Origin of the sequence: Nocardioides phosphati (genome assembly GCF_014646375.1) — a bacterium.
Classification (GTDB): domain Bacteria; phylum Actinomycetota; class Actinomycetes; order Propionibacteriales; family Nocardioidaceae; genus Nocardioides; species Nocardioides phosphati.
Genome location: NZ_BMNI01000008.1, coordinates 1 through 24,374 on the forward strand (window position 1 = coordinate 1; position 24,374 = coordinate 24,374).

Annotated in this window: 21 protein-coding genes and 1 tRNA gene; 1 reads left to right on the top strand and 21 read right to left on the bottom strand. The window is 67.7% G+C overall.

All coding sequences use genetic code 11. The features are described from left to right. Window positions 1-159: 159 nt before the first annotated feature. Window positions 160-444: a hypothetical protein gene (locus tag IEX47_RS13955; protein WP_188784628.1), complete on the top strand. Its 285-nt coding sequence runs from the start codon at window positions 160-162 to the stop codon at window positions 442-444. A 123-nt stretch (window positions 445-567) separates the two neighbouring features. Here IEX47_RS13955 and IEX47_RS13960 read toward each other — a convergent pair whose 3' ends face one another. The 21 genes from IEX47_RS13960 to IEX47_RS14060 all read right to left on the bottom strand — a co-directional run bounded on the left by IEX47_RS13960 (window position 568) and on the right by IEX47_RS14060 (window position 24,197). Beyond that, window positions 568-4,422 carry a DNA-directed RNA polymerase subunit beta' gene (locus IEX47_RS13960; RefSeq protein ID WP_188784629.1) on the bottom strand — a complete coding sequence of 1,285 codons (3,855 nt, stop codon included), beginning with the start codon at window positions 4,420-4,422 and terminating at the stop codon, window positions 568-570. 91 nt (window positions 4,423-4,513) lie between these two features. Then, window positions 4,514-7,987 carry a DNA-directed RNA polymerase subunit beta gene (gene rpoB, locus IEX47_RS13965; protein ID WP_188784630.1) on the bottom strand — a complete coding sequence of 1,158 codons (3,474 nt, stop codon included), beginning with the start codon at window positions 7,985-7,987 and terminating at the stop codon, window positions 4,514-4,516. A 185-nt stretch (window positions 7,988-8,172) separates the two neighbouring features. Further along, complete coding sequence (locus IEX47_RS13970) at window positions 8,173-8,994, bottom strand: J domain-containing protein (RefSeq protein ID WP_188784631.1); 822 nt, start codon at window positions 8,992-8,994, stop codon at window positions 8,173-8,175. Beyond that, entirely contained in the window at window positions 8,991-9,551 is a 561-nt protein-coding gene (locus tag IEX47_RS13975) for a hypothetical protein (protein ID WP_188784632.1), read from the bottom strand. Before IEX47_RS13975 ends, IEX47_RS13970 begins: the two co-directional genes overlap by 4 nt. A 24-nt stretch (window positions 9,552-9,575) precedes the next feature. Further along, entirely contained in the window at window positions 9,576-10,862 is a 1,287-nt protein-coding gene (locus IEX47_RS13980; RefSeq protein ID WP_188784633.1) for an MCE family protein, read from the bottom strand. Continuing rightward, a complete protein-coding gene (locus IEX47_RS13985) occupies window positions 10,859-12,124 on the bottom strand; it encodes an MCE family protein (RefSeq protein WP_188784634.1) in 1,266 nt (421 codons plus the stop codon). Before IEX47_RS13985 ends, IEX47_RS13980 begins: the two co-directional genes overlap by 4 nt. Further along, a complete protein-coding gene (locus tag IEX47_RS13990; protein WP_188784635.1) occupies window positions 12,121-13,239 on the bottom strand; it encodes an MCE family protein in 1,119 nt (372 codons plus the stop codon). The genes IEX47_RS13985 and IEX47_RS13990 overlap by 4 nt, the downstream gene beginning before the upstream one ends. After that, the gene (locus tag IEX47_RS13995) at window positions 13,236-14,225 is read right to left on the bottom strand and encodes an MCE family protein (protein WP_188784636.1); all 990 of its coding nucleotides are present in this window, start codon (window positions 14,223-14,225) and stop codon (window positions 13,236-13,238) included. Before IEX47_RS13995 ends, IEX47_RS13990 begins: the two co-directional genes overlap by 4 nt. Beyond that, window positions 14,225-15,262 carry an MCE family protein gene (locus IEX47_RS14000; RefSeq protein WP_229662887.1) on the bottom strand — a complete coding sequence of 346 codons (1,038 nt, stop codon included), beginning with the start codon at window positions 15,260-15,262 and terminating at the stop codon, window positions 14,225-14,227. The genes IEX47_RS13995 and IEX47_RS14000 overlap by 1 nt, the downstream gene beginning before the upstream one ends. Further along, window positions 15,259-16,539 carry an MCE family protein gene (locus IEX47_RS14005; protein ID WP_188784637.1) on the bottom strand — a complete coding sequence of 427 codons (1,281 nt, stop codon included), beginning with the start codon at window positions 16,537-16,539 and terminating at the stop codon, window positions 15,259-15,261. Before IEX47_RS14005 ends, IEX47_RS14000 begins: the two co-directional genes overlap by 4 nt. Before the next feature lies 1 nt (window position 16,540). Beyond that, window positions 16,541-17,368 carry an MlaE family ABC transporter permease gene (locus IEX47_RS14010; protein ID WP_188784638.1) on the bottom strand — a complete coding sequence of 276 codons (828 nt, stop codon included), beginning with the start codon at window positions 17,366-17,368 and terminating at the stop codon, window positions 16,541-16,543. A 4-nt stretch (window positions 17,369-17,372) separates the two neighbouring features. Then, a complete protein-coding gene (locus tag IEX47_RS14015; RefSeq protein WP_188784639.1) occupies window positions 17,373-18,158 on the bottom strand; it encodes an MlaE family ABC transporter permease in 786 nt (261 codons plus the stop codon). Window positions 18,159-18,187: 29 nt separating this feature from the next. Next, complete coding sequence (locus IEX47_RS14020; RefSeq protein WP_188784640.1) at window positions 18,188-19,159, bottom strand: ABC transporter ATP-binding protein; 972 nt, start codon at window positions 19,157-19,159, stop codon at window positions 18,188-18,190. A gap of 245 nt (window positions 19,160-19,404) precedes the next feature. Further along, entirely contained in the window at window positions 19,405-19,791 is a 387-nt protein-coding gene (gene rplL / locus IEX47_RS14025) for a 50S ribosomal protein L7/L12 (protein ID WP_188784641.1), read from the bottom strand. Window positions 19,792-19,865: 74 nt separating this feature from the next. Next, window positions 19,866-20,489 (bottom strand): 50S ribosomal protein L10, encoded by a 624-nt coding sequence (gene rplJ, locus IEX47_RS14030; protein WP_188784642.1) that lies wholly within the window; start codon window positions 20,487-20,489, stop codon window positions 19,866-19,868. Between the two features lie 251 nt (window positions 20,490-20,740). Beyond that, complete coding sequence (locus IEX47_RS14035) at window positions 20,741-21,571, bottom strand: SCO4651 family lipoprotein (RefSeq protein WP_188784643.1); 831 nt, start codon at window positions 21,569-21,571, stop codon at window positions 20,741-20,743. A gap of 76 nt (window positions 21,572-21,647) precedes the next feature. Beyond that, window positions 21,648-22,361, bottom strand: a complete 714-nt coding sequence (gene rplA / locus IEX47_RS14040) for a 50S ribosomal protein L1 (RefSeq protein ID WP_188784644.1) — start codon at window positions 22,359-22,361, stop codon at window positions 21,648-21,650. A 63-nt stretch (window positions 22,362-22,424) separates the two neighbouring features. After that, entirely contained in the window at window positions 22,425-22,853 is a 429-nt protein-coding gene (gene rplK / locus IEX47_RS14045; protein WP_188784645.1) for a 50S ribosomal protein L11, read from the bottom strand. A gap of 110 nt (window positions 22,854-22,963) precedes the next feature. Next, window positions 22,964-23,791, bottom strand: coding sequence for a transcription termination/antitermination protein NusG (nusG, locus tag IEX47_RS14050; protein WP_188784646.1), 828 nt, complete (start codon window positions 23,789-23,791; stop codon window positions 22,964-22,966). 54 nt (window positions 23,792-23,845) lie between these two features. Then, window positions 23,846-24,088: a preprotein translocase subunit SecE gene (secE, locus tag IEX47_RS14055; protein WP_188784647.1), complete on the bottom strand. Its 243-nt coding sequence runs from the start codon at window positions 24,086-24,088 to the stop codon at window positions 23,846-23,848. A gap of 36 nt (window positions 24,089-24,124) precedes the next feature. Continuing rightward, a tRNA-Trp gene (locus tag IEX47_RS14060) sits at window positions 24,125-24,197 on the bottom strand. Window positions 24,198-24,374: the final 177 nt, after the last annotated feature.

Below are 24,374 nucleotides of genomic sequence, written 5' to 3' on the forward strand. Positions count from 1 at the left end.
ACCGAGGAGGTCGCCATCAGCGCCTAGCGACACGCCCGACGGAGGATTCGTTTCGTACACCACGCCTAGGGACTTGACCCGCCGAGCTACGTGTTCTCTGAGGCGCTGCGCTCCCTCCCGAACGTTCGGAGCTCGCAGCGGAACGTCAAGCAGACGCCCGTGTGGGGCCACGGCTACAGGTACGTCGATCCCACCCACGGCCCTCAGGACAACTCGGCCTTCTACAAGCGGATGCAGACCGAGGTGCCGGAACACTGGAAGGACCTTCCGGCCGTCGCTCACATCGGCGCGAGAGATCCCCTCGGGAAGAAGTCCGTGCTGGCACAGTGGACAGCGGCGATTCCCGCGTTGGACGTGCACCGCTACCCGGAGGTCGGCCACTTCGTCGCTGAATCCAAGGGCAAGGAAATCGCTGACAGCATCCTCGCGATGCTCGGGCACTGAAGCTCCACCACGGGTGGTGGCACTCCTCCCCCACCACACCCCTCACATCGAGATGTGCCCGCAATGGCCGAGGGCCCCGCCGCGCTGCTGCGCGACGGGGCCCTCGGTCGTGAGGCGGCGAGATCAGTTCTGGTAGGAACCGAAGTCGAAGTCGTCCACGGCAACAACCTGGCCACCAGCGCCGAAGTCGTAGTCGTAGGAGTCGTAGCCGGTGACGGAGTACGCCGCGGCGCGGGCCTCCTCGGTGGGCTCCACCCGGATGTTGCGGTAGCGCTCCAGACCCGTGCCGGCCGGGATCAGCTTTCCGATGATCACGTTCTCCTTCAGACCCAGCAGGGAGTCCGAACGGCCGTTGATCGCCGCGTCGGTGAGGACGCGGGTGGTCTCCTGGAAGGAGGCCGCGGAGAGCCACGACTCGGTCGCGAGCGAGGCCTTCGTGATGCCCATGAGGACCGGACGACCCGAGGCGGGCTTGCCACCCTCGGAGACGACGCGACGGTTCTCGGACTCGAAGATCACGCGGTCGACCAGGTCGGACGGCAGCAGGTTCGTGTCGCCGGACTCGATGACCGTCACGCGACGGAGCATCTGGCGCACGATGATCTCGATGTGCTTGTCGTGGATCGACACACCCTGCGAGCGGTACACGGACTGCACCTGGTCGACGAGGTGCTCCTGCGCCTTGCGGATACCGAGGATGCGCAGGACGTCCTGCGGGTCCTCGGTGCCGACGATCAGCTTCTGGCCGACCTCGACGTGCTGGCCGTCAGCGACGAGCAGACGCGAGCGCTTGGAGACGGGGTACTCCTGGACCTCGGAGCCGTCGTCCGGCGTGAGCAGGATCTTGCGCGCCTTGTCCGACTCGTCGATCTCGATGCGGCCAGCCGCCTCGGCGATCGGCGAGCGACCCTTGGGCGAGCGAGCCTCGAAGAGCTCCACGACGCGGGGAAGACCCTGCGTGATGTCGTCCGCGGAGGCCACACCACCGGTGTGGAAGGTACGCATGGTCAGCTGCGTGCCGGGCTCACCGATGGACTGGGCGGCGATGATGCCGACCGCCTCACCGATGTCGACGAGCTTGCCGGTCGCAAGCGAACGGCCGTAGCACTTCGCGCAGGTGCCGGTCTTGGCCTCGCAGGTGAGGACCGAGCGGACCTTGAGCTCGGTGATGCCCGCCTCGACCAGCTGGCCGATGCGCACGTCGCCGAGGTCCTCGCCGGCCGCGACGAGCAGCTCGCCGGAGGCCGGGTCGACCACGTCGACGGCCGACGTACGGGCGTACGCGGCGACCTCGACGTGCTCGTGCTTGACCACACCGTTGTCGGTCTGGACGCCGATCTTCTTCGGCAGACCACGCTCGGTGCCGCAGTCCTCCTCGCGGATGATGACGTCCTGCGAGACGTCGACCAGACGACGGGTGAGGTAGCCCGAGTCGGCGGTACGCAGGGCGGTGTCGGCGAGACCCTTGCGGGCACCGTGCGTCGAGATGAAGTACTCGAGGACGGAGAGACCCTCGCGGAAGTTCGACTTGATCGGCCGCGGGATGATGTCACCCTTCGGGTTCGCCACGAGACCACGCATGGCGGCGACCTGACGGATCTGCATCATGTTTCCGGAGGCACCCGAGTCGACCATCATGTAGATCGGGTTGGCCTTGTCGAAGTTGACCTCCATGGCCTTCGCGACCTCGTTGGAGGCCTGCGTCCAGATCTCGATGAGCTCCTGGCGACGCTCCTCGTCAGTGACGAGACCGCGCTCGAACTGCTTCTGGACCTTGGCGGCCTGCTCCTCGTAGCCCGAGAGGATCTGGGCCTTGGAGTCCGGCGTGACGACGTCCTCGATGGAGACGGTGACACCGGAGCGGGTCGCCCAGTGGAAGCCGTTGTCCTTGAGGGCGTCGAGGGACGCAGCGACCTCGACCTTGGTGTAGCGCTCGGCCAGGTCGTTGACGATCGCGCCGAGCTGCTTCTTGCCCACCTCGTAGTTGACGTACGGGTAGTCGTCCGGGAGCGCCTCGTTGAAGATGACGCGGCCCAGCGTGGTCTCGAGGAGGAACGTGTCGCCCTCGATCTCGGAGCCGAGCGGCGGGACGACGCCCGTCAGGCGGATCTTGACCTTCGACTGGAGGGTGATCTCCTTGCGGTCGAACGCCATGATCGCCTCGGCCGGCGAGGAGAAGACCCGACCCTCGCCCGGACCCTGACGGTCCGTGGTGAGGAAGAAGAGGCCGATGATCATGTCCTGGGTCGGCATGGTCACGGGGCGACCGTCCGACGGCTTCAGGATGTTGTTCGTCGACAGCATCAGGATGCGGGCCTCGGCCTGCGCCTCCGCGGAGAGCGGCAGGTGGACGGCCATCTGGTCGCCGTCGAAGTCAGCGTTGAACGCCGAGCAGACGAGCGGGTGGAGCTGGATGGCCTTGCCCTCGATGAGCTGCGGCTCGAACGCCTGGATGCCCAGACGGTGCAGCGTGGGGGCACGGTTGAGCAGCACCGGGTGCTCGGTGATGACCTCTTCGAGGACGTCCCAGACGACCGGGCGGGCGCGCTCGACCATGCGCTTGGCCGACTTGATGTTCTGCGCGTGGGACAGGTCCACGAGGCGCTTCATCACGAACGGCTTGAAGAGCTCCAGCGCCATCTGCTTGGGCAGACCGCACTGGTGCAGCCGGAGCTGCGGGCCGGAGACGATGACCGAACGACCCGAGTAGTCGACGCGCTTGCCGAGGAGGTTCTGGCGGAAGCGACCCTGCTTGCCCTTGAGCATGTCGGAGAGCGACTTGAGCGGGCGGTTGCCCGGACCCGTCACGGGGCGACCACGACGGCCGTTGTCGAACAGCGAGTCGACGGCCTCCTGGAGCATCCGCTTCTCGTTGTTGACGATGATCTCCGGCGCACCGAGGTCGAGCAGTCGCTTGAGTCGGTTGTTGCGGTTGATCACGCGGCGGTACAGGTCGTTGAGGTCGGAGGTCGCGAAGCGGCCACCGTCGAGCTGCACCATCGGGCGGAGGTCCGGCGGGATGACCGGGACGGCGTCGAGGACCATGCCGATCGGCTGGTTGCCGGTCTTGCGGAACGCGTCGACGACCTTGAGGCGCTTGAGGGCGCGGACCTTCTTCTGGCCCTTGCCGGTCGCGATGGTCTCGCGCAGCGACTCCACCTCGGCCTCGACGTCGAAGTCCTGGAGGCGCTTCTGGATCGCCGCAGCGCCCATGTGCCCCTCGAAGTACTTGCCGAACCAGTTCTTCATCTCGCGGTAGAGCAGCTCGTCGCCCTCGAGGTCCTGGACCTTGAGGCTCTTGAAGCGGTTCCACACCTCGTCGAGGCGGTCGATCTCGCGCTGCGAGCGGTCGCGGATCTGCTTCATCTCGCGCTCGGCGGCGTCCTTGACCTTGCGCTTGGCGTCGGACTTGGCGCCCTCGGCCTCGAGCGCAGCCAGGTCCTCCTCGAACTTCTTGGCGCGGTCGTCGATCGCGGTGTCGCGACGACCCTCGAGGCGCTTGCGCTCGAGGTCGACCTTGCCCTCGAGCGAGGACAGGTCGCGGTGACGCGCGTCCTCGTCGACGGAGGTGATCATGTACGCCGCGAAGTAGATGACCTTCTCGAGGTCCTTCGGGGCGAGGTCGAGCAGGTAGCCCAGGCGCGACGGGACGCCCTTGAAGTACCAGATGTGGGTCACGGGAGCGGCGAGCTCGATGTGGCCCATGCGCTCGCGGCGGACCTTGGAGCGGGTGACCTCGACGCCACAGCGCTCGCAGATGATGCCCTTGAAGCGCACGCGCTTGTACTTGCCGCAGTAGCACTCCCAGTCCCGGGTGGGACCGAAGATCTTCTCGCAGAAGAGGCCGTCACGCTCGGGCTTGAGCGTGCGGTAGTTGATGGTCTCCGGCTTCTTGACCTCGCCGTGGCTCCATCCGCGGATCTCGTCCGCGGTGGCCAGGCCGATCTTGAGCTGGTCGAAGAAGTTGACGTCGAGCACTTGGCTTGTGTCCTTCGTTAGTACTGAAGAGAAAAGACTTGATGACCGAGGGCCGCGCGTACGCCGGTCACCCGGCGTACTGGTGACTCACTCAGACTTCTTCGACAGAGGGGTTCTCGCGACGGGACAGGTCGATGCCCAGCTCCTCCGCAGCGCGGAAGACGTCCTCATCGGCGTCACGCAGCTCGATCATGGAGCCGTCCTGCGAGAGGACCTCCACGTTGAGGCAGAGCGACTGCATCTCCTTGACGAGAACCTTGAACGACTCCGGGATGCCCGAGTCGGGGATGTTCTCGCCCTTGACGATCGCCTCGTAGACCTTCACGCGGCCGGGCACGTCGTCGGACTTGATGGTCAGGAGCTCCTGCAGGGCGTAGGCGGCGCCGTACGCCTCCATCGCCCAGACCTCCATCTCACCGAAGCGCTGGCCACCGAACTGGGCCTTACCGCCGAGCGGCTGCTGGGTGATCATCGAGTACGGACCGGTGCTGCGCGCGTGGATCTTGTCGTCGACAAGGTGGTGCAGCTTGAGGATGTACATGTAGCCCACGGAGACCGGCTCCGGGAACGGCTCGCCGGAGCGACCGTCGAACAGGCTCGCCTTGCCCGACTCACCGACGAGACGGTCACCGTCACGGGTCGGCGTGGTGGAGCCGAGCAGGCCGATGATCTCGTCCTCACGGGCACCGTCGAAGACCGGCGTGGCGACCTTCGTGTTGGGCGCGGCCTCGTCGGCACCGATGGAGATGAGGCGCTTGGCCCACTCGGTGTCGCGCAGGTCGGCGTCGATGTGCCAGCCCTGCTTGCCGATCCAGCCCAGGTGGAGCTCCAGGATCTGGCCGATGTTCATACGACGCGGGACACCGAGCGGGTTGAGGATCACGTCGACCGGGGTGCCGTCCTCCATGAACGGCATGTCCTCGACCGGCAGGATCTTCGCGATGACGCCCTTGTTGCCGTGACGGCCGGCGAGCTTGTCACCCACGGAGATCTTGCGCTTCTGGGCGACGTAGACGCGGACCAGCTGGTTGACGCCCGGGGGCAGCTCGTCGCCGTCCTCACGGTCGAAGACGCGAACGCCGATGACCGTGCCGGACTCGCCGTGCGGGACCTTCATCGAGGTGTCGCGGACCTCGCGCGCCTTCTCACCGAAGATCGCGCGGAGCAGGCGCTCCTCCGGGGTCAGCTCGGTCTCACCCTTGGGCGTGACCTTGCCGACGAGGATGTCGCCGGTCGAGACCTCGGCGCCGATGCGGATGATGCCGCGCTCGTCGAGGTCGGCCAGGCCCTCCTCGGAGACGTTCGGGATGTCCCGGGTGATCTCCTCGGGGCCGAGCTTCGTGTCGCGGGCGTCGACCTCGTGCTCCTCGATGTGGATCGAGGTGAGGACGTCCTCCTGGACGAGGCGCTGCGACAGGATGATCGCGTCCTCGTAGTTGTGGCCCTGCCAGGGCATGAAGGCCACGAGGAGGTTGGTGCCCAGCGCCATCTCGGCGTTGTCGGTGCAGGGGCCGTCAGCGATCGGCGAACCGGCCTCGAGGCGGTCACCCTCGGCAACCAGCGGGCGCTGGTTGATGCAGGTGCCCTGGTTGGAGCGCTTGAACTTCGCCATGCGGTACGTCGAGTACGTGCCGTCGTCGTTCATGACCTCGACGGCGTCGGCAGAGACGTCCTTGACGACGCCGGCCTTGGACGCGGTGACGACGTCACCCGCGTCGACGGCGGCGCGGTACTCGATGCCGGTGCCGACGATCGGGCTGTCGCTCTTGATGAGCGGGACGGCCTGACGCTGCATGTTGGCGCCCATGAGGGCACGGTTGGCGTCGTCGTGCTCGAGGAACGGGATGAGGGCGGTCGCGACCGACACCATCTGGCGCGGCGAGACGTCCATGTAGTCGACGTCCTCGGGCAGGATCTCGGAGACCTCGCCCTGGCGCAGGCGCACGAGCACCCGCTCCTCGGCGAAGCGGCCGTTCTCGTCCAGGACCGCGTTGGCCTGCGCGATGACGAAGCGGTCCTCGTCGTCGGCGGTCAGGTAGTCGATCTGGTCGGTGACGACACCGTTCTCGACCTTGCGGTACGGCGTCTCGACGAAGCCGAACGGGTTGATCCGTCCGTACGACGCGAGCGAGCCGATCAGGCCGATGTTCGGGCCTTCCGGGGTCTCGATGGGGCACATGCGGCCGTAGTGCGACGGGTGGACGTCGCGGACCTCCATGCCGGCGCGGTCACGGGAGAGACCACCCGGGCCGAGCGCGGAGAGGCGACGCTTGTGCGTCAGGCCCGCGATCGGGTTGGTCTGGTCCATGAACTGCGAGAGCTGCGAGGTGCCGAAGAACTCCTTCAGCGCCGCGACGACCGGGCGGATGTTGATCAGGGACTGGGGCGTGATCGCCTCGACGTCCTGCGTCGTCATCCGCTCACGGACCACGCGCTCCATGCGGGCGAGACCCGTGCGGAGCTGGTTCTGGATGAGCTCGCCGACCGTGCGCATGCGGCGGTTGCCGAAGTGGTCGATGTCGTCGGCGTCGACCGGGGTCGGCACCGCGTCAGCGGCGTCGCTCGTGCTGGGCAGCTCGATCTCGCCGGCGTGGAGGGCCACGACGTAGCGGATCGTCGCCACGATGTCGTCGATGGTCAGCGTCTGCTGGTCGAACGCCTCGTGGGTGCCGAGCTTCTTGTTGATCTTGTAGCGGCCGACCTTCGCGAGGTCGTAGCGCTTCGGGTTGAAGTAGTAGTTGTTCAGCAGCGTCTGCGCAGCCTCACGCGTCGGCGGCTCGCCGGGACGGAGCTTGCGGTAGATGTCGAGCAGCGCGTCGTCCTCGCCCTGGGTGTTGTCCTTCTCCAGGGTGAGCATCATCGACTCGTACTGGCCGAACTCTTCGCGGATCTGCTCGTTGGTCCAGCCGAGGGCCTTGAGCAGCACGGTGACGTTCTGCTTGCGCTTGCGGTCGAGGCGGACGCCGACCATGTCGCGCTTGTCGATCTCGAACTCGAGCCAGGCGCCACGCGACGGGATGACCTTCGCGGTGTAGATGTCCTTGTCGGACGTCTTGTCGGCGGTGCGCTCGAAGTAGACGCCCGGCGAGCGGACGAGCTGCGAGACGACGACACGCTCGGTGCCGTTGATGACGAAGGTGCCCTTGTCGGTCATGAGCGGGAACTCGCCCATGAAGACGGTCTGGCCCTTGATCTCGCCGGTCTCGTTGTTGGTGAACTCAGCGGAGACGTAGAGCGGGGCGGAGTAGGTGAAGTCCTTCTCCTTGCACTCCTCGACCGTGTACTTCGGGTCGTAGAAGACCGGGTTCTCGAACGAGAGCGACATCGTCTCGGAGAAGTCCTCGATCGGGGAGATCTCCTCGAAGATCTCGGTCAGACCCGACTTCGTGGAGACGTCCTCGCCCGCGTCGATGCGACGCTGGACGACTTCCTGCCACTTCTCGTTGCCCACCAGCCAGTCGAAACTGTCAGTCTGGAGGGCGAGGAGCTGCGGGACCTCGAGAGGTTCGGTGATCTTCGCGAAGGAGATGCGACGGGGGTTACCAGCGGAGCTGCGCGCGGCCAAGAGGTGTCCTTCTGAGGGAACGCGGTGATCTGGCGCCGCCGACCACGAACCAGCCACCTGGAGGCAGGCCGCATATGAGGGCAGACGCAAAGAAGAAGGTTAGCGCAGAAGCGCGCGCGTCACAAACCCTCAACCGGGAAAAATCCCGGAGGGTACGACGATGATGAACGCCGGAGCGTCACCGGTCAAGCAGGACGGCTCGTCCGCATGTCGTCGACGAGCCAGGTGCCGTCGACCCGGCGCATCGAGAAGGTCACCTGGTCGCGGTAGACGACCGGCTCCTTGGCGCCCTTCTTGCTGGTCGGGCGGTCCACGAAGAGCAGGACGTCGACCGTCTTGCCGGAGGCGTGGCTGATCGCCGAGCCGAGCACCGTGGCCGCGACGACCGCCTGCACCTGCGGGGCGTTCTGCTTGATCAGGGTGAAGGTCTGCTCGTAGTCCTTGCGGAACTTCGAGGTCATCTGCGCCGTCGCGGCCTTCTCGTCCTGGTCCAGGTGGCGGTAGTCGTAGGACAGCACCGGCACGGCCGCCTTCTCCGCAGCGTTCGCCGCGTCGACGAGCCGCTGCTGGGAGTCGGGCACGCCCGCCGCCGGCAGCGCACGACCGAGTGGTCCCGCGGCGAAGATCGCAGCGAGCACGGCCGCCACGGTCAGCCCGGCCAGCAGCGTGAGCACCCACGTGGGCACGTCGCGTCCGCCGGCGACGACCGGAGCGGCAGTGGGCGCGGGGGCCTCCGGTTCGGCGACGGCGACGTCCCCAGCCGGCTCCTCGGCCGGCTCCTCGGCAGCGACCGGGTCGCTGTCGTCGTCCTCCGCAGGCGCGGTCTCCGCGTCGTACTTCGCCCGCTTGGCGGGGTCGAGGAGGACGGCACCGGCCTGGTTGAAGACGTTGAGCTTCGGGTCCGTCGGGTCCATGTCCGCGACGGCACCCTTCCAGGCGGCGCGGATCTCGTCGGTCGAGGCGTCGCGGGCGACACCGAGCACGGCGTACAGGTCGATGGCGCTCACTTCGCGGCCTCCCCCGTCACGGGCGTGAAGTCGTCCACGCGCCACTCCCCCTTGACCCTGACCAACTCGACCTTCGAGCGGGTCTGCTCCGGGGCGTCGTAGCTGCCCTTGCCGATACGCGCGGTCCTCTCCCACGCCACGAAGGCCGTGGCCCGGTCGCCCTCGACGGACGCGACCCCGACAGCACTGACCTTGGCGACCTTCTGGAGCTTGATTTGGGCCACGCCCTGCTCGAGCGCCGGGACCTGCTTGTCGAAGCTGGCGCGGAACTTCGTGGTGAGCAGCGACCCGACCCGACGGCGGTAGTCGGGCATGGTGCCGTCCTTGAGGTCCTGGGGGCCGAAGGTGCCGACGTTCAGCACGAACTGCTCGGCGACATCCTCGATGCCAGCGCGCTCCGACGCGGTGCCGTACCCGCCACCGGCGGGCGCCTCGACGTCGCGGTTCTGGAGCGTGCGCACCACGAGGAGCGCGAGGGCGGCCGCCAGCAGCAGGCTGAGGACGACGAGCAGGGCTCGTCGGGCCGGGCGCGCGGCAGTGCCGGGCTCGTGCGTCATCTGGTCACTTCCTGTAGGAGGTGGTCACTCGCCGAGCGGCTGCAGATAGAGCCACTTCCAGGTGTCCGCACCCAGGCCGGCCGGAGCCGGTACGTCGGTACGACGGTCGGCCGCGGGCACCTCGTCGGTCCAGGTGACCCTACCCGTGTCCGGGTCGTAGGTCGCGACGACCGGGGCGTCGACCGCGGGAGCCACGCGGTCACGCGGAGCGTTCTGCGCGCCACGTGCGTTGCTCTTGGTCGGCGGCTCGGCGCAGTGGGCGTCCATGACCATCGGCCGGTTGCTGCCGTCGAGGGGCGCCCGGCGGTCGGTGCTCTGGTAGCCGTCGTGGCAGACCGAGGGGTTCGGGGTGAAGACGAGGCCGAAGTGGGCGTCGTACAGCCCGGTGACGGGGTCCTTGGCGGTCACCGTGAAGCCACCCTGCACGACGTAGGGGTAGGCGACCAGCATGGTCTCGACGCCGCGGAGGTGGCGCTGAACCACCTCACCGGTCGTGACCAGGTTGTTGAGCAGCTCGGAGAGGTCGACGCCGTGCTGGTGGAGGAACTCCTTGAGCACGCTCGCGGTGACCGCGCCGCGCTCAATGAGGACGCGGATGTCCTTGTCGGAGCCACGGACCGTCGAGGAGAACAGCGCCAGGTCGCGGGCGAAGCCGCGGATCGAGTCAGCCGAGGCCAGCTGCCCGTCGAGCACCGTGCGACCGTCACGGATCAGCGCGGTCGTCACGTCGAAGTTGTCGCTGGCGGTCTTCAGGAAGCGGTCCTGGGTGTCGATCAGGGTGCCGAGGTCGTCGCCGGTGTCCTTGAAGGCGAGGCCCATCTCGCTGACGACCGTGCCGAGGGCGTCCTGGTCGACGTCGGAGACCGTACGGCTGACGTCGGCGAGGAGCGTGGCGGTCGCGATGGGGGTGCGGGTGTCGGCCTCGGCGACCTGGCCACCCTCGCGCAGGTAGGGCTTGCCGTCGCTGCGCGGCTGGAGGTCGACGAACTGCTCGCCGAGGGCGGAGCGGTTCGCGACGACGGCCAGGGTGTCGGCGGGGATGTTGTCGTGGCCGCTGTCGATCGACATCACCACGTCGACGCCGTCGCGGGTCGCCTTGAGCTCGGTCACCTTGCCGACCTGGACGCCGCGGTAGGAGACCTCGGCGCCGTCGTAGATGCCGCCGGACTGCTGGAAGTGGCCGGTCACGTCGTACGAGCTGTCGTAGAAGAAGCGGTCCAGCTGGGCGTAGCGGGCACCCACGAAGGCACACCCGATGACGGTGATGAAGGCGAAGAGGATCAGCTGGAGCTTCGTGCGCTGCGTGATCATCGGGCCACCCCCGGGACGAGGAGGGCCACGAGGTCGGGGTCGTAGCGCTTCATCAGGTCGCGGTAGCTCACCCGCGTCGTCTGCCCGGGGGCGCTGCGCAGCAGCTTGGGCAGGCTGCCGGTGATCTGGTCGAGCGGGTTCGTGCTCGTCGTGCCGCCCGAGGTGCCGGAGGGGCACAGCACGGGGAGCTGGATCGTGCCGCACAGCGGCAGGGTGCCGCCACCGCCCGGGCCGCCGGTGCCACCGCTGGTGGTGCCGCCGCTCAGGTCGACGTCGAGCTGGACCGAGAGGTTCACGTAGTCACCCATCCGCAGGTCGCGCGCCGTCTGCGGGTCACGCGAGAGCAGGTTGGCGTCGGGGAACGGGTAGGTGAAGAAGATCTGCAGCGCGTTGGGCAGCGCGTCGCCGGCGTCGGCGAGCGCCGAGAGGACCGGGTCGAGCTGGTGGAACGCGTCGATCGTGGAGGCCTTCGAGGCCTTGATCACCCGGACGCCGACATCGCTCAGCTGCGCCAGCGCCTTGAGCATCTTGACCAGGTCGTCGCGCTGGCGGTTGAGCGACTCGAGCGCCGACGGAAGCTCCTCGAGCGCGGAGTCGATCGCCGGCATCTGCTTCTCGACGCTGACGGCGAGGCGGTTGACCGAGGTGATCGCGTGGACGATGTCGCCCTTGTTCTTCTCGAGCTTGTCGACCAGCGTCGAGAGCTGGGTCAGCACCGAGCGGGCCGAGCCCTCGTTGCCTTCGAGGGCCAGGTTGAGCTCGTGGGAGATGGTCTTCAGCTGGGCCACGCCGCCGCCGTTGAGGATCAGGCTCAGCGCGCTGAGCACCTCCTCGACCTCGGGGTTGCGGCCTGTGCGGGCGAGCGGGATGTCGTCGTGGTTCGCGAGCCGCTGCGGGCTGGCGCCCGAGGCGGGCGCCGCGAGCGAGACGAACTTCTCGCCGAGGAGGCTGGTCTGGCGGATCGTGGCGACCGCGTTGGACGGCAGGTCGACCTTGTCGTCGAGCTCGAGGGTCACCTTGGCGTGGTAGCCGTCGAGGTCGACCTTGGTCACCTTGCCGACGGTCACGTCGGCGACCTTCACCGACGACTCGGGCACCAGGTCGAGGACGTCGTTGAACTCGACGGTCACCGTCATCGGGTGGTCACCGGTGTCGGCACCGCCGGGCAGCGGCAGGCTGTAGACGTCGAAGCGGCAGCTGCTCAGCGTGAGCAGGCCGACGACGAGCAGGACGGCCAGGCGTACGGCGCGGGCGGGCGTCATCGGGCCACCTCCACGAGTCCACCGAGCGTCGGGTCGTACGGCGCGGGCGTCGCGCCCCGCTGCAGCGCCGCTGCGCGGCCCAGGGCCGGGAGCTTGAGCCCGTCGAGGAGATTGCAGACGGTCTTGCTGTTGGTCAGGCCGCACAGGACGGTGGCAGGGTCAGCGGTGAGCTGATTGAGCACTTCGCCGAGGTTGGCCCGGGTGTCGAGCGTGCCGTTCTGCGGGTTGTAGGTGTGGCCGAGGTTGACCAGCGCGACCGGAGCCGCGGACAGGGTCTCGTCGAGCGCGGCGCGCTGGCGGACCAGCACCTTCGCGACCCGGTTGAGCCCCGTGATGTTGCGGCCGAGGGAGTCCTCGTTCTCCTTGACGAAGGTCGAGACCTGGCCCATCGCGACCGCAAGGTTGCGCAGCGAGGCCGCGAGGTCGGTGCGCTCCCCCGCGAGCAGGGCGGAGACGTCGGCGAGTGACTTGTTGAACGTGCGGACGGTGTCGTCGTTCTTCGCGAGCGTGTTGACGAACCGCTCGAGGCGCGCCGCGGTGCTGAAGAGCTCCTCGCGGTTGTCGTCGAGGGTGCCGGTCAGCTTCGACAGGTCCTGGATCGTCTGGTTGAACTTCTCGCCCTGGCCACTGAAGTTCTTGGCCGTGGAGACGAGCAGGTCGCTCAGCGCACCGTGCTTGTTGGCACCGTCGGGACCGAGCGCGGTCGTGAGGTCGTCGAGGCTCTGGTAGATCTGGTCGAGCTCGAGCGGCACCGCGGTGCGCGAGGTGTCGAGGACCGCGCGGTCGGCGAGCGTCGGCCCGCCGTCGTACGCCGGGGTGAGCTGGACGAAGCGGTCGCCGACGACGGACGGCGCGATGATGACCGCCTTCGCGTCCTCGGGGATCTTGACGTCTGCCGGGTAGGACATCGTGACGACGACGTCGGTGCCCGAGGGATCGACCTTGTCGACGGTGCCGACGGGGACGCCGAGCACGCGCACGTCGCTGCCCTCGTAGACCGAGACGGTCCGCGGGAAGTGGGCGACGAGCGTCTTGCGGTCCTCGCCCGAGAGCAGCACGAACGCCGTGGCCAGCACGAGGATGAGCAGGATTCCGGGGACCAGGAACTTCTTCATCGGCCCTCCCCTGCCGGCGCGACGCGGTTGAGCTGCGGGCCGGGCGGCATGTTGGAGATCCAGGTGTCGAACCACGGGCCGGTGCCGAGCGTGTTGGCGAAGACCCGGTAGAAGGGCGCCATCAGCCGCAGGGACTGGTCGAGGTTGTCCTGGTTCTTGTTGAGGACGCGCAGCACGCTCTCGGTGTGGGCGAGCGCCGGCGCGAGGTCCGCGCGGCTCTGCTTGACGAGCGCGGTGAGCTCCTGGCCGAGCGTCGAGGTCGACACCAGGAGGTTGTGGATCGCCTCGCGGCGGGCCACGACAGCGCGGAAGAGCACGTCGGCATCCTTCATCAGGCCGATCAGGTCGTCGTCGCGCTTGTCGAGGACGGCGGAGACGGTGTGGAGGTTGCGGAGCAGCGTGTTGAGCTGGTCGTCGCGCTTCGCGACGTTGCGCGACAGGGCCGAGACGCCGGCCAGCGCCGCCTTGAACTCCTCCGGCGTGTTGCGCGTCAGGGCGGCGAGCGTGCGGAACGACTTGGCCAGCTGGTCGGTGTCGATCTTGTCGGCGGTGTCGGCCAGGCCGCTGAACGCGTCGACGACGTCGTACGGCGAGCTGGTGCGGTCGACCGGGATCGTCGCGCCCTCCTTCATCTGGCCGGGGCCCGACGGCTGGAGCGCGAGGTACATCTGGCCGAGGATCGTCTTCACCTTGATCGCCGCTGCGGTGTCGGGGCCGAAGTCGGCACCCGAGTCGACCTTGAAGGCGACCTTGACGTGGTTGCCGTCGAGGCCGACGTCGGTGACCTTGCCGATGCGGACGCCGGCGATGCGGACCTCGTCGTCGGCCTTGAGCCCGCCGGCCTCGCTGAAGGACGCGTAGTAGGTGTCGCCGCCACCGATCACCGGCAGGTCACCGGCACGGAAGGCTGCCACCATGGCGGTGCCGATCACCGCCAGGCTGACGGCGCCGACGACGACGGGATTGCGCTCTCGGAACGGGATCATCAGAGGTTGCACCTCGAGGCCGCGGTCTTGTAGTCGATCGGCAGGCGCTTCCCGCCCGGCAGGATCACCCGGCCGTGGAACTCGCACAGGTAGAAGTTGAAGAACGAGCCGTAGACCGCGGTGCGGCCCATCTTGGTCAGCTTGATCGGCAGCACCTGCAGGACGCGGTCGATCTCGCCCTTGTTGCGGTCGAGGTTGCCGGCCACGCGCCGCAGCTGCTTGAGGTCGGCGACCAGGTCGGGGCGGAGCCCCTTGACCAGGCTGGCGGTCTGGACGGAGAGGTCCGAGATCTGGTCGAGCGGGCCGAGCAGCGCGTCACGGTCCTGGTTGAGGCCGCTGACGAGCGTGCGGAAGCTGACGATCAGGCGGCCCAGCTCGTCGTCACGGTCGGCCACGTGCTTGAGGACCGTGTTGAGGTTGTCGATCAGGTCGCCGATGACCTTGTCGCGGTCGGCCAGCGTGGAGGTCAGCGACGCGGTGTCGGAAAGCAGCCCCTCGAGGGTGCCGCCCTCGCCCTGGAAGACCTGGACGATCTCGTAGGAGAGCTTGTTGATGTCGCGCGGCGACAGGGCAGCGAAGAGCGGCTTGAAGCCGTTGAAGAGGACCGTGAGGTCGAGGGCTGCCGTCGTGTGGTCGAGCGGGATCGTGGCGTTCTCGGCGAGCTTGCCCGTCTCCCCCGGCTCCTGCGAGATCGCGATGTAGCGCTGACCGACGAGGTTGCGGAACTTCACCGTCAGGTGCGACGCCTGCGTCAGCGGCGTCTGGTCGCGGACCGTGAAGGTCACGCGCGCCCGGGTGCGGTCGACGATGTCGACGTTCTTGACGGTGCCGACCTTCACGCCCGCCATGCGGATGTCGTCGCCCTTGAAGACGCCGGTCGCGTCGGAGAAGACCGCGTGGTACTGGCGGGTGCGCTCGAAGCTGAGGTTGCCGATGGTGGCCGCCAGCAGCGCGGTCGCCATCGCCGTGATCACCATGAAGATGCTCAGCCGGACGAGGTCGCCGGTGGTCTTGCGGTCGAGTCCCTTGCGGCTCACTGGACGCTCACCTCCGATCCACGGGCCATCGGCGCCAGCATGAAGACCGCCACGTCCGGAACGGAGGACGCGCCGGTGCCGACGACCGGGGAGAGCAGGACCCGCAGGGCCTCCGCCTCGGCCGACGTGCCGGCGTACGGCGTGAAGTCGCTGTCGGCGGGGGCGACACGCTGCGTGCCCTTGCCGGTCGGGACCTCGACGCCGTCGTTGAAGTCGGGGACGGCGGTCCACGGGTGCGCCTGGTCGTTGACGTCACGCGGCAGCGTGAGGCAGGTCGGCTTGTTGACCAGTCCATTGACCGGCAGGTCGCCGACGTTCCAGCCACGCGGCTGGTGCTTCAGGATCTCCGCGTTGATGTGGAGCATGTGCCCGCGGAACGTCTGCCGGATCTGCTTCTCCTGCGTGACCATGCCCTGGAGGAAGCAGGCGTACTGCGGGGAGTACTTCGCGAGCAGCTTGAGCTGCACGGAGGAGAGCTGGCCGAGGCGCACGATGTTCTTCTCGTTGGCGTCGAGGAAGCTGCGCGCCGTGTCGGAGAAGGCGCTCACCTCACCGAAGAGCTTCTGCAGCTTCGCCTCGCGGGTCCGCAGGGTGTTGCCGGTGTAGACGGAGTTGCGCAGGATCGTGCCGATCTCGGGGAGGGCGGCCGCGTAGACGTCGGAGACCTTCGCCGTCTCGCGGATGTCGGCGATCAGGTCGTCGACCTTCGGGTTGAACCGCTTGAGGTAGTCGTCGAGGGTGACCAGGCCGTTGCCGATCTTGGTGCCACGCCCCTCGAGGGCGGTCGCGATCGCGTTGAGCGTGTAGTTGAGCTGCTCGGGCTTGATCGCACGCAGGAGGGGCAGCAGGTCGTTGAGGACCTTCTCGACCTCGGTGGAGACCGCCGTGCGGCTGATCGTCGCGTGCGGCCGGAGGGGGCTCGCACTGTCTCCGCCCGCGCTCTCGAGCGAGACGTACTTCTCGCCGAAGAGCGTCTTGGGCAGGATCGCGCCCGTCACGTCGCCGGGGATCGCCTTCATGCTGTCGGGGTAGATGCCCAGCTGGAGCTCGGCACCGTCACCCGCGGGCTTGAAGCTGCGGACCTGGCCCACGATGACGCCGCGGTACTTCACGTCGGCGCGCTCGGGCATCTGCAGCCCGATCGTCGAGGACTGCAGGGTGACCGGCACGAAGTCGGTGAACTTCTGGCTGAAGATCGCGTAGGTGAACCACAGCGAGGCTGCCATCAGCAACAGGAAGACCACGCCGATCAGGCGGTGGCTGCGCAGGATTCCCATGTCAGCCCGCCAGCCTGACGGTGGTCGAGGCTCCCCAGATCGCCATGGAGAGCAGCAGGTCGAGGACGTTGATCGCCACGATCGACGTCCGGACCGCCTTGCCGACCGCGACGCCGACACCCGCCGGACCGCCCGAGGCGGTGTAGCCGTGGTAGCAGTGGATCAGGATGACGACGACGGCGAAGACGAGCACCTTGCCGAAGGACCAGAGCACGTCGCCCGGCGGCAGGAACGCGTGGAAGTAGTGGTCGTAGGTGCCGACACTCTGCCCGTAGCCGCGGGTGACCACGAGCCGCGTCGCGAAGTACGACGACAGCAGGCCCACGACGTACAGCGGGACGATGGCGACCAGACCCGCGAGGATGCGTGTGGTGACCAGGAAGGGCATCGACGGGATCGCCATGACCTCGAGAGCGTCGACCTCCTCGGAGATCCGCATCGCGCCGAGCTGGGCGGTGAAGCCACACCCGACGGTCGCCGCGAGAGCGATGCCCGCGACCAGCGGGGCGATCTCGCGGGTGTTGAAGTACGCCGACACGAAGCCGGTCAGCGCGCCGGTGCCGAGCTGGTTGAGGGCGGCGTAGCCCTGGAGGCCGACCTCGGTGCCGGTGAAGAAGCACATCGAGACGATGACGCCGACCGTGCCACCGATGACGGCAAGTGCACCCGTGCCGAGCGTGACCTCGGCGAGCAGGCGGAGGATCTCGCGCGACCAGCGCTTGATCGCGACCGGCGCCCACACCAGGGCGCGCAGGTAGAAGGCCAGCTCGGCGCCGAGGTGGTCGAGGAAGGAGAGGAGGCGCTGCGGGAGCGCGAGGAGGGCACCCATGCGCTCAGCCTGTCTTCGGGGGGACGAGCTGGATGTAGAGCGCGCTCATCACGAAGTTGACAACGAAGAGAAGCATGAACGTCACGACGACCGAGATGTTGACGGCGTCGCCGACGCCCTTCGGTCCGCCGCCGGCGTTCATGCCCATGTACGACGCGACGATCGCCGCGATCAGGCCGAAGACGAGCGCCTTGACCATGCCCTGCCAGAGGTCGGGCAGCTGCGCGAGCGCGGTGAAGCTCGACAGGTAGGCGCCCGGGGTGCCGTGCTGGAGGATCACGTTGAAGACGTAGCCGCCAGCCACGCCGACGACGCTGACCAGGCCGTTGAGGAAGACCGCCACCAGCATGCACGCGAGCACACGGGGCACGACGAGGCGCTGGATCGGGTCGATGCCCAGCACCATCATCGCGTCGAGCTCCTCGCGGATCTTGCGCGCGCCGAGGTCGGCCGCGATCGCGGAGCCACCGGCACCGGCGATCAGCAACGACGTCGCGATGGGGCCGGCCTCACGGACGACGGCCAGCACGGACGCGGAGCCCGTGAAGGACTGCGCGCCGAACTGGGCGATGAGCCCACCGACCTGCAGGGCGATCACCGCTCCGAACGGAATCGCGACGAGCGCGGTCGGAACGATGGTCACCGAGGCGATGAACCACGCCTGCTGGAAGAACTCCCGAGTCTGGAACGGTCGTCGGAACAGCCCCCGTGCAACATCCAGCGCGAACGCGAAGAGTTTGCCTGCCGAACCGATAGGCGCGAGAGCCCTGGAAGCGGTCACTGCTGTCATGGCTGTCTCTGATCAGCTTCTCTCGCTGATCAGACCTCGCCCTTCGACGATGCGTTGGCGGCCAGGATCGAGTCCGCCCTGAAGGAGCCCGGAGGCGGCGTGACGCCGTTGAGGCGGCACCACTCACCCGGCGGACGCTGCGACTTGCGCGGGATGCCGTTGGAGGTCTCGAGCTGGAGCGGGATCGGCGGCAGCGGCGGAAGGTCCATGTCCTTCTCGGCAGCCAGCTGGTCGGCGTCCTTCTCCTCGGACATGCCGATCGGGCCGACGGTCTGCGCGTTGAGGAACTGGCGCACGACCGGCTCGTCGGACGACAGCAGCATCTCGCGCGGGCCGAACATGGCCAGGTGCTTGTGGTAGAGCAGGCCGATCTGGTCCGGGACGACACGCACCGAGTGGATGTCGTGCGTGACGATCATGAACGTCGCCTCGATCTGCGCGTTCAGGTCGACGAAGAGCTGGTTGATGAACGACGTGCGGACCGGGTCGAGACCGGAGTCAGGCTCGTCGATGAGGAGGATCTCGGGGTCGAGGACCAGCGCGCGAGCCAGGCCGGCACGCTTGCGCATACCACCCGAGATCTCGCCGGGGAGCTTGTACTCCGCGCCGATCAGACCGACCAGGTCCATCTTCTCGAGGACGATCTTCTTGATCTCCGACTCCGACTTGCGCGTGTGCTCGCGCAGCGGGAAGGCGACGTTGTCGAAGAGGTTCATCGAGCCGAACATCGCGCCGTCCTGGAAGAGGACACCGAAGAGCTTGCGGACCTCGTAGAGGTCCTTCTCCGAACAGTTGGCGATGTCGGTGCCCTCGATGATGACCGAGCCCCGGTCAGGCTTGAGGAGACCGATGAGGGTCTTGAGGAGGACCGACTTGCCGGTGCCGGACGGGCCGAGCATGACGCAGATCTCGCCGGCAGGCATGGTCAGCGTGACGTCGTTCCAGATGAGCTGCTTGCCGAAGGACTTCGTCAGATGCTCGATCTTGATGTCAACACCCATGAGGGCTCCTCTTCCTAACGTGCGTCTCGGGAACTTCGACCGGGGTCGACTCCCCCACGGAGCACTCAACGTGACCGTGAGCGCAAAGTTACGGCCTTTCGTGGCCCACGTCACCCGATGCCCACTATTTGTACTCGCCGGTAGCCAGGGCGCCACGACGTACGGCGGGAATGCGGGAAATGGCAGACCGGGCGGCCACCCCCGCAGGGATGACCGCCCGGTCCGTGCGACTCAGGGAGTCAGGGTCACTTGAGCGTGACGGTGGCGCCGGCGCCCTCGAGGGCCTCCTTGGCCTTCTCGGCAGCGTCCTTGGCGACGCCCTCGAGGATCACCTTGGGAGCGGCCTCGACCAGGTCCTTGGCCTCCTTCAGGCCGAGGTTGGTGAGCGCGCGCACCTCCTTGATGACGTTGATCTTCTTGTCACCGGCGGCGGTGAGCTCGACGTCGAACTCGTCCTTCTCGGCAGCAGCCTCGGCGGCCGGGGCGCCCGGGGCGCCAGCAGCGGCAACGGCGACCGGAGCGGCGGCGGTGACGCCGAAGGTCTCCTCGAACTCCTTCACGAACTCGGAGAGCTCGATGAGGGTCAGCTCCTTGAACGCGTCAAGCAGCTCGGCGGTGGTGAGCTTCGCCATGATGGCGGTCCTTTCGTAAGTCCGGCCCGGAGGCCGGCCAGGGTTTCAGGTGGTGTGGTGCGTCAGCCCGAGGATCAGGCGTCGGCGGACTCGGTCGCGTCGTCGGCCGCGGGGGCCTCCTCGGCAACCGGGGTCTCCTCGGCAGCGGCCGGGGCACCGGCACCACCTGCGAGGATCGAGGGGTCGTTCGCGGCCTTGGCCTCGAGAGCGGCAGCAAGCTGCGCGGTCTTCGACGGCAGGGCGTTGAACACGTAGAGCGCCTGGGCCAGCGTCGCGGTGAGAGCACCGGCAACCTTGGCGAGCAGGACCTCACGCGACTCGAGGTCGGCCAGCTTGGCGACCTCGGCAGCGTCGAGGACGTTGCCGTCCAGGAAACCACCCTTGATGACAAGGGCGGGGTTCGCCTTGGCAAAGTCACGCAGACCCTTGGCCGCCTCGACGACATCGCCCTTGATGAAGGCGATGGCGGTCGGGCCGGTCAGCAGGTCGTCGAGACCCTCGAAGCCCGCCTCACGGGCGGCGATGAGGGCCAGCGTGTTCTTGACCACGGCGTAGTCAGCGTTCTCGCCGAGGGAGCGTCGCAGCTGCTGAAGCTCCGCAACGGAGAGACCGCGGTACTCGGTCAGGACGGCACCGTTGGAGGCGTTGAACGTGTCAACGACCTCGGCAACAGCGGCTGCCTTGTCTGCCCGCGCCATGGGTCTCCTTCCGATTCGATGAGACCACCCCCGGATCATGCAAAAACGCCCCGGCGCAAGCGCTCAGGGCGTTCATGGACCTCGCGGTCCGGCTCTGGTGCACCTGCGCAGGTCGTCCGCTTCGCGGATCCTTCGGTCACCCTGCTGGGCAGGGAGACGACCGGCGGTCTCTGGTTTCAGGTGCAGAGCCTACGCGGCGCTCCCCGCGCCACCAAATCGAGGTGGCGCGGGGCGCGCACGGCGTACGTCGGTCAGTTGCTGCCGACCTCGGTCTTGCGCTCCGGCCTCGCCTTCAGCACCGTCGACTGGACCTGCGCGGCGGGCGGAGCCTCGATGGCCACGGGGGCACCGTAGCCGGTGAACGTCTGGATCTCCTCGGACTTGATGGCGCCGATGTCGCTCGGCGTGGTCATCTTCACCAGGCGGTCCTTGTTGTCGACCCAGACGTCGAAGACCTCCATGTCGCCGGGGTTGCCGACGACCGGGTTGCTGGTGACCTCCTTGACCTTCTCGATCGCCACCGTGACCCGGTAGTGGACCGCCACGGCGACGCCGACATTCTCGGTGCCGATGACCTGGAAGCCGGCGGGGTCCTCGAAGATCGCCAGCTGGCGGCGCGGGTCCACCTCGTTGTCGAGCGCGTCGACGAGGACCTTCGACTTGGTGCTGTCGAGCTTCGCCCACGGCTTGCTCTTCGACAGTCGCGGGTCGTTGATGTACCAGGTGCCGTCGACGTAGCGGGCCTCGCCGGCCTCGCCGGTGGCGCCGCGCGGCGCGAAGGCGACGTCGACCTTCTTGCCGTCCCAGGTGACCTTGCCCTCGACGACCGACTGGATCTTGTCGTTGAGCGTCGTGGTCTGGACGTAGCTCCAGGAGCCGGCCTTCTCGCGGGCGTCGATCAGCGCCTTGGCGAACTCGTCCTTGCGGAGCTCGTGCAGGCCGCCGAGGGAGTCCCCGTCGTCGTCGCCCTTCTTCTGGAGCACCACGACCGCAGCCACGAGCAGGGCGAGCACCACAAGGGCTCCGAGGACGATCAGGACGTTCCGGCGGGTACGGGTGGCCGGGCTCACGACGTGGGACATGGGCGGTAGTCAAACATGACGAAGGCCCCACCCGTGGAACGGGTGGGGCCTTCGCGGCTGATTCTCAGGAAGAGACTCAGGCCTCGTCCTCGGCCGCGACGTTCTTGGTGCGGTTGGGGTCGATCTGGATGCCCGGGCCCATCGTCGTGGAGACGGTGACCTTCTTGATGTAGCGGCCCTTGGAGGAGGCCGGCTTCAGACGCAGGATCTCCTCCAGCGCGGCGGCGTAGTTCTCGGCGAGCTGCTGCTCGGAGAAGGAGGCCTTGCCGATGATGAAGTGGAGGTTCGCGTGACGGTCCACGCGGAACTCGATCTTGCCGCCCTTGATGTCGGCGACGGCCTTGGCCACGTCGGGGGTGACGGTGCCGGTCTTCGGGTTGGGCATGAGGCCACGGGGACCGAGCACGCGGGCCACGCGGCCCACCTTGCCCATGAGGTCCGGCGTCGCGACAGCGGCGTCGAAGTCGGTCCAGCCGCCGGCCACCTTCTCGATGAGCTCGTCGCCACCGACGAAGTCGGCGCCGGCCTCACGGGCGGCGTCGGCCTTGTCGCCGTTGGCGAAGACGAGGACGCGGACGGTCTTGCCCGTGCCGTTGGGCAGGGAGACGGTGCCGCGGACCATCTGGTCGGCCTTGCGCGGGTCGACGCCGAGCGACATCGACACGTCGACGGTCTCGTCGAACTTCTTCTTGCTGGCACCCTTGGCGATCTTGATCGCGGCGAGCGGGGCGAAGATCTCGTTCTTGTCGAACGTCGCCGCCGCGGCGCGGTAGGTCTTGCTGCGCTGCATGATTCTTCCTTCGGTTGTTAAGAGGAGATGTGGTCAGCGGGCCAGCGCGGCCCTCCCACGGTTTCAGTCGGTCGTGACGCCCATCGAGCGGGCAGTGCCCTCGACGATCTTCATCGCGGCCTCGATGTCGTTGGCGTTGAGGTCAGGCAGCTTCGTGGTCGCGATCTCGCGCACCTGGTCCTTGGTCAGCTTGGCGACCTTGTCCTTGTGCGGGACCGACGAGCCCTTGGCGATGCCGGCAGCCTTCTTGATGAGCTCCGCCGCCGGCGGGGTCTTCGTGATGAAGGTGAAGGAGCGGTCCTCGTAGATGGTGATCTCGACGGGGATCACGTTGCCGCGCATGGCCTCGGTCTGGGCGTTGTACGCCTTGCAGAAGTCCATGATGTTGACGCCGTGCGGACCGAGGGCGGTACCAACCGGCGGGGCCGGCGTCGCGGCACCAGCCTGGAGCTGCACCTTGACGAGCGCGGCGATCTTCTTCTTGGGAGGCATTTCAATCTCTTTCTGTCTCGTGGTCGTTAGCGAGGCGCCTCACGCCTCTGCCACCTGCGTTGCGCCTGCCCCGTCGTACGGCGGAGCGGGCGATCAGCCAGTCCGGAAGGTCAGACCTTCTGGATCTGGTTGAAGCTGAGCTCGACCGGGGTCTCCCGGCCGAAGATCTCGACGAGCGCCTTGACACGCTGCGACTCCGCGTTGATCTCCGTGATCGTCGCGTGGAGCGTGGCGAAGGGACCGTCGACGACCATGACGGAGTCGGCGACGTCGAAGTCGGCGACCTCGACCGGCTTGCGCGCGGCCGGGGCGGAACCACCGGCGGACGGCGTGCCGGACGCAGCAGCCTCGGCCTCGGCAGCCGCGACGACGGCCGGGGCGAGCATGTCCTCGACCTCGGACATCGAGAGCGGGACGGGCTGGTGCGAGTGGCCGACGAAGCCGGTCACGGACGGGGTGTGGCGGACCGCGGACCAGGACTCGTCGGTGAGGTCCATGCGGACCAGGACGTAGCCGGGGAGCACGGTGCGCTTGACCAGCTTGCGCTGGCCGTTCTTGATCTCCGCGACCTCCTCGATGGGGACCACGATCTCGTGGATGTAGTCCTCCATGTTGAGGGAGATGATGCGGTTCTCGAGGTTCGCCTTCACACGGTTCTCCATGCCGGAGTAGGTGTGGATGACGTACCAGTCACCGGGCTTGGCCCACAGGTCGCGACGGAACTGCTCGAGCGGGTCGGACTCCTCGGCGGCGTCGTCGGTCGCCTCGTCAGCCTCGTCCTCGTCAGCGGCGTCGGCCTCGGGGGCGTCGCCCTCGGCGCCGAGGTCACCCTCGACGTCGACCTGCTCGGCCTCTGCGGCGTCGACGGACTCGGGCGCCTCGACGATCTCGTCGCCTGCTGCCTCGTCGTACTGCTCCGACACGTGCTGCTCCGTCATCTTTCGTGTTCCTGAAACCTCGGCGGGAGGACCCGCCGGGGAAGTGCTGGCGTCTTAGCGGGCGTCCGGGCCCGAGAAGATCGAGAAGATCAGCTTGCCGAAGCCGAGGTCCAGGACCGACACCAGCGCGCACATCACCACGACGAACACCAGGACCACGAAGAAGTACGTGACCAGCTGCTCGCGCGTGGGCCAGACGACCTTGCGCAGCTCAGCCAGGACCTGGCGGTAGAAGGTGACCGGGCCGGTCTTGGGCCGGGCCGGAGCCTGGTCCTGCACGGCGTCGTTGTCCGACACTCCATTCACCTTCCGCTGACTGCGCTTGCGCCTTTGCAGGGCACGAGGGACTCGAACCCCCAACCCCCGGTTTTGGAGACCGGTGCTCTGCCAATTGAGCTAGTGCCCTCCGATGCTGCCCGACTCCTCCAAACCCGGTGGGTGGGCATGGCGAAGTTTTGGTGGGAAACACCAAACCGGAACTCTACGGGGTCCGCCGATCCGATGTCGAACCGGGGCCGCCTCCCCCGTCCTCACCGCCTCACGGCCGACGGGTCTGCGGACACCGGGTCGAGGTGTGCCCGCA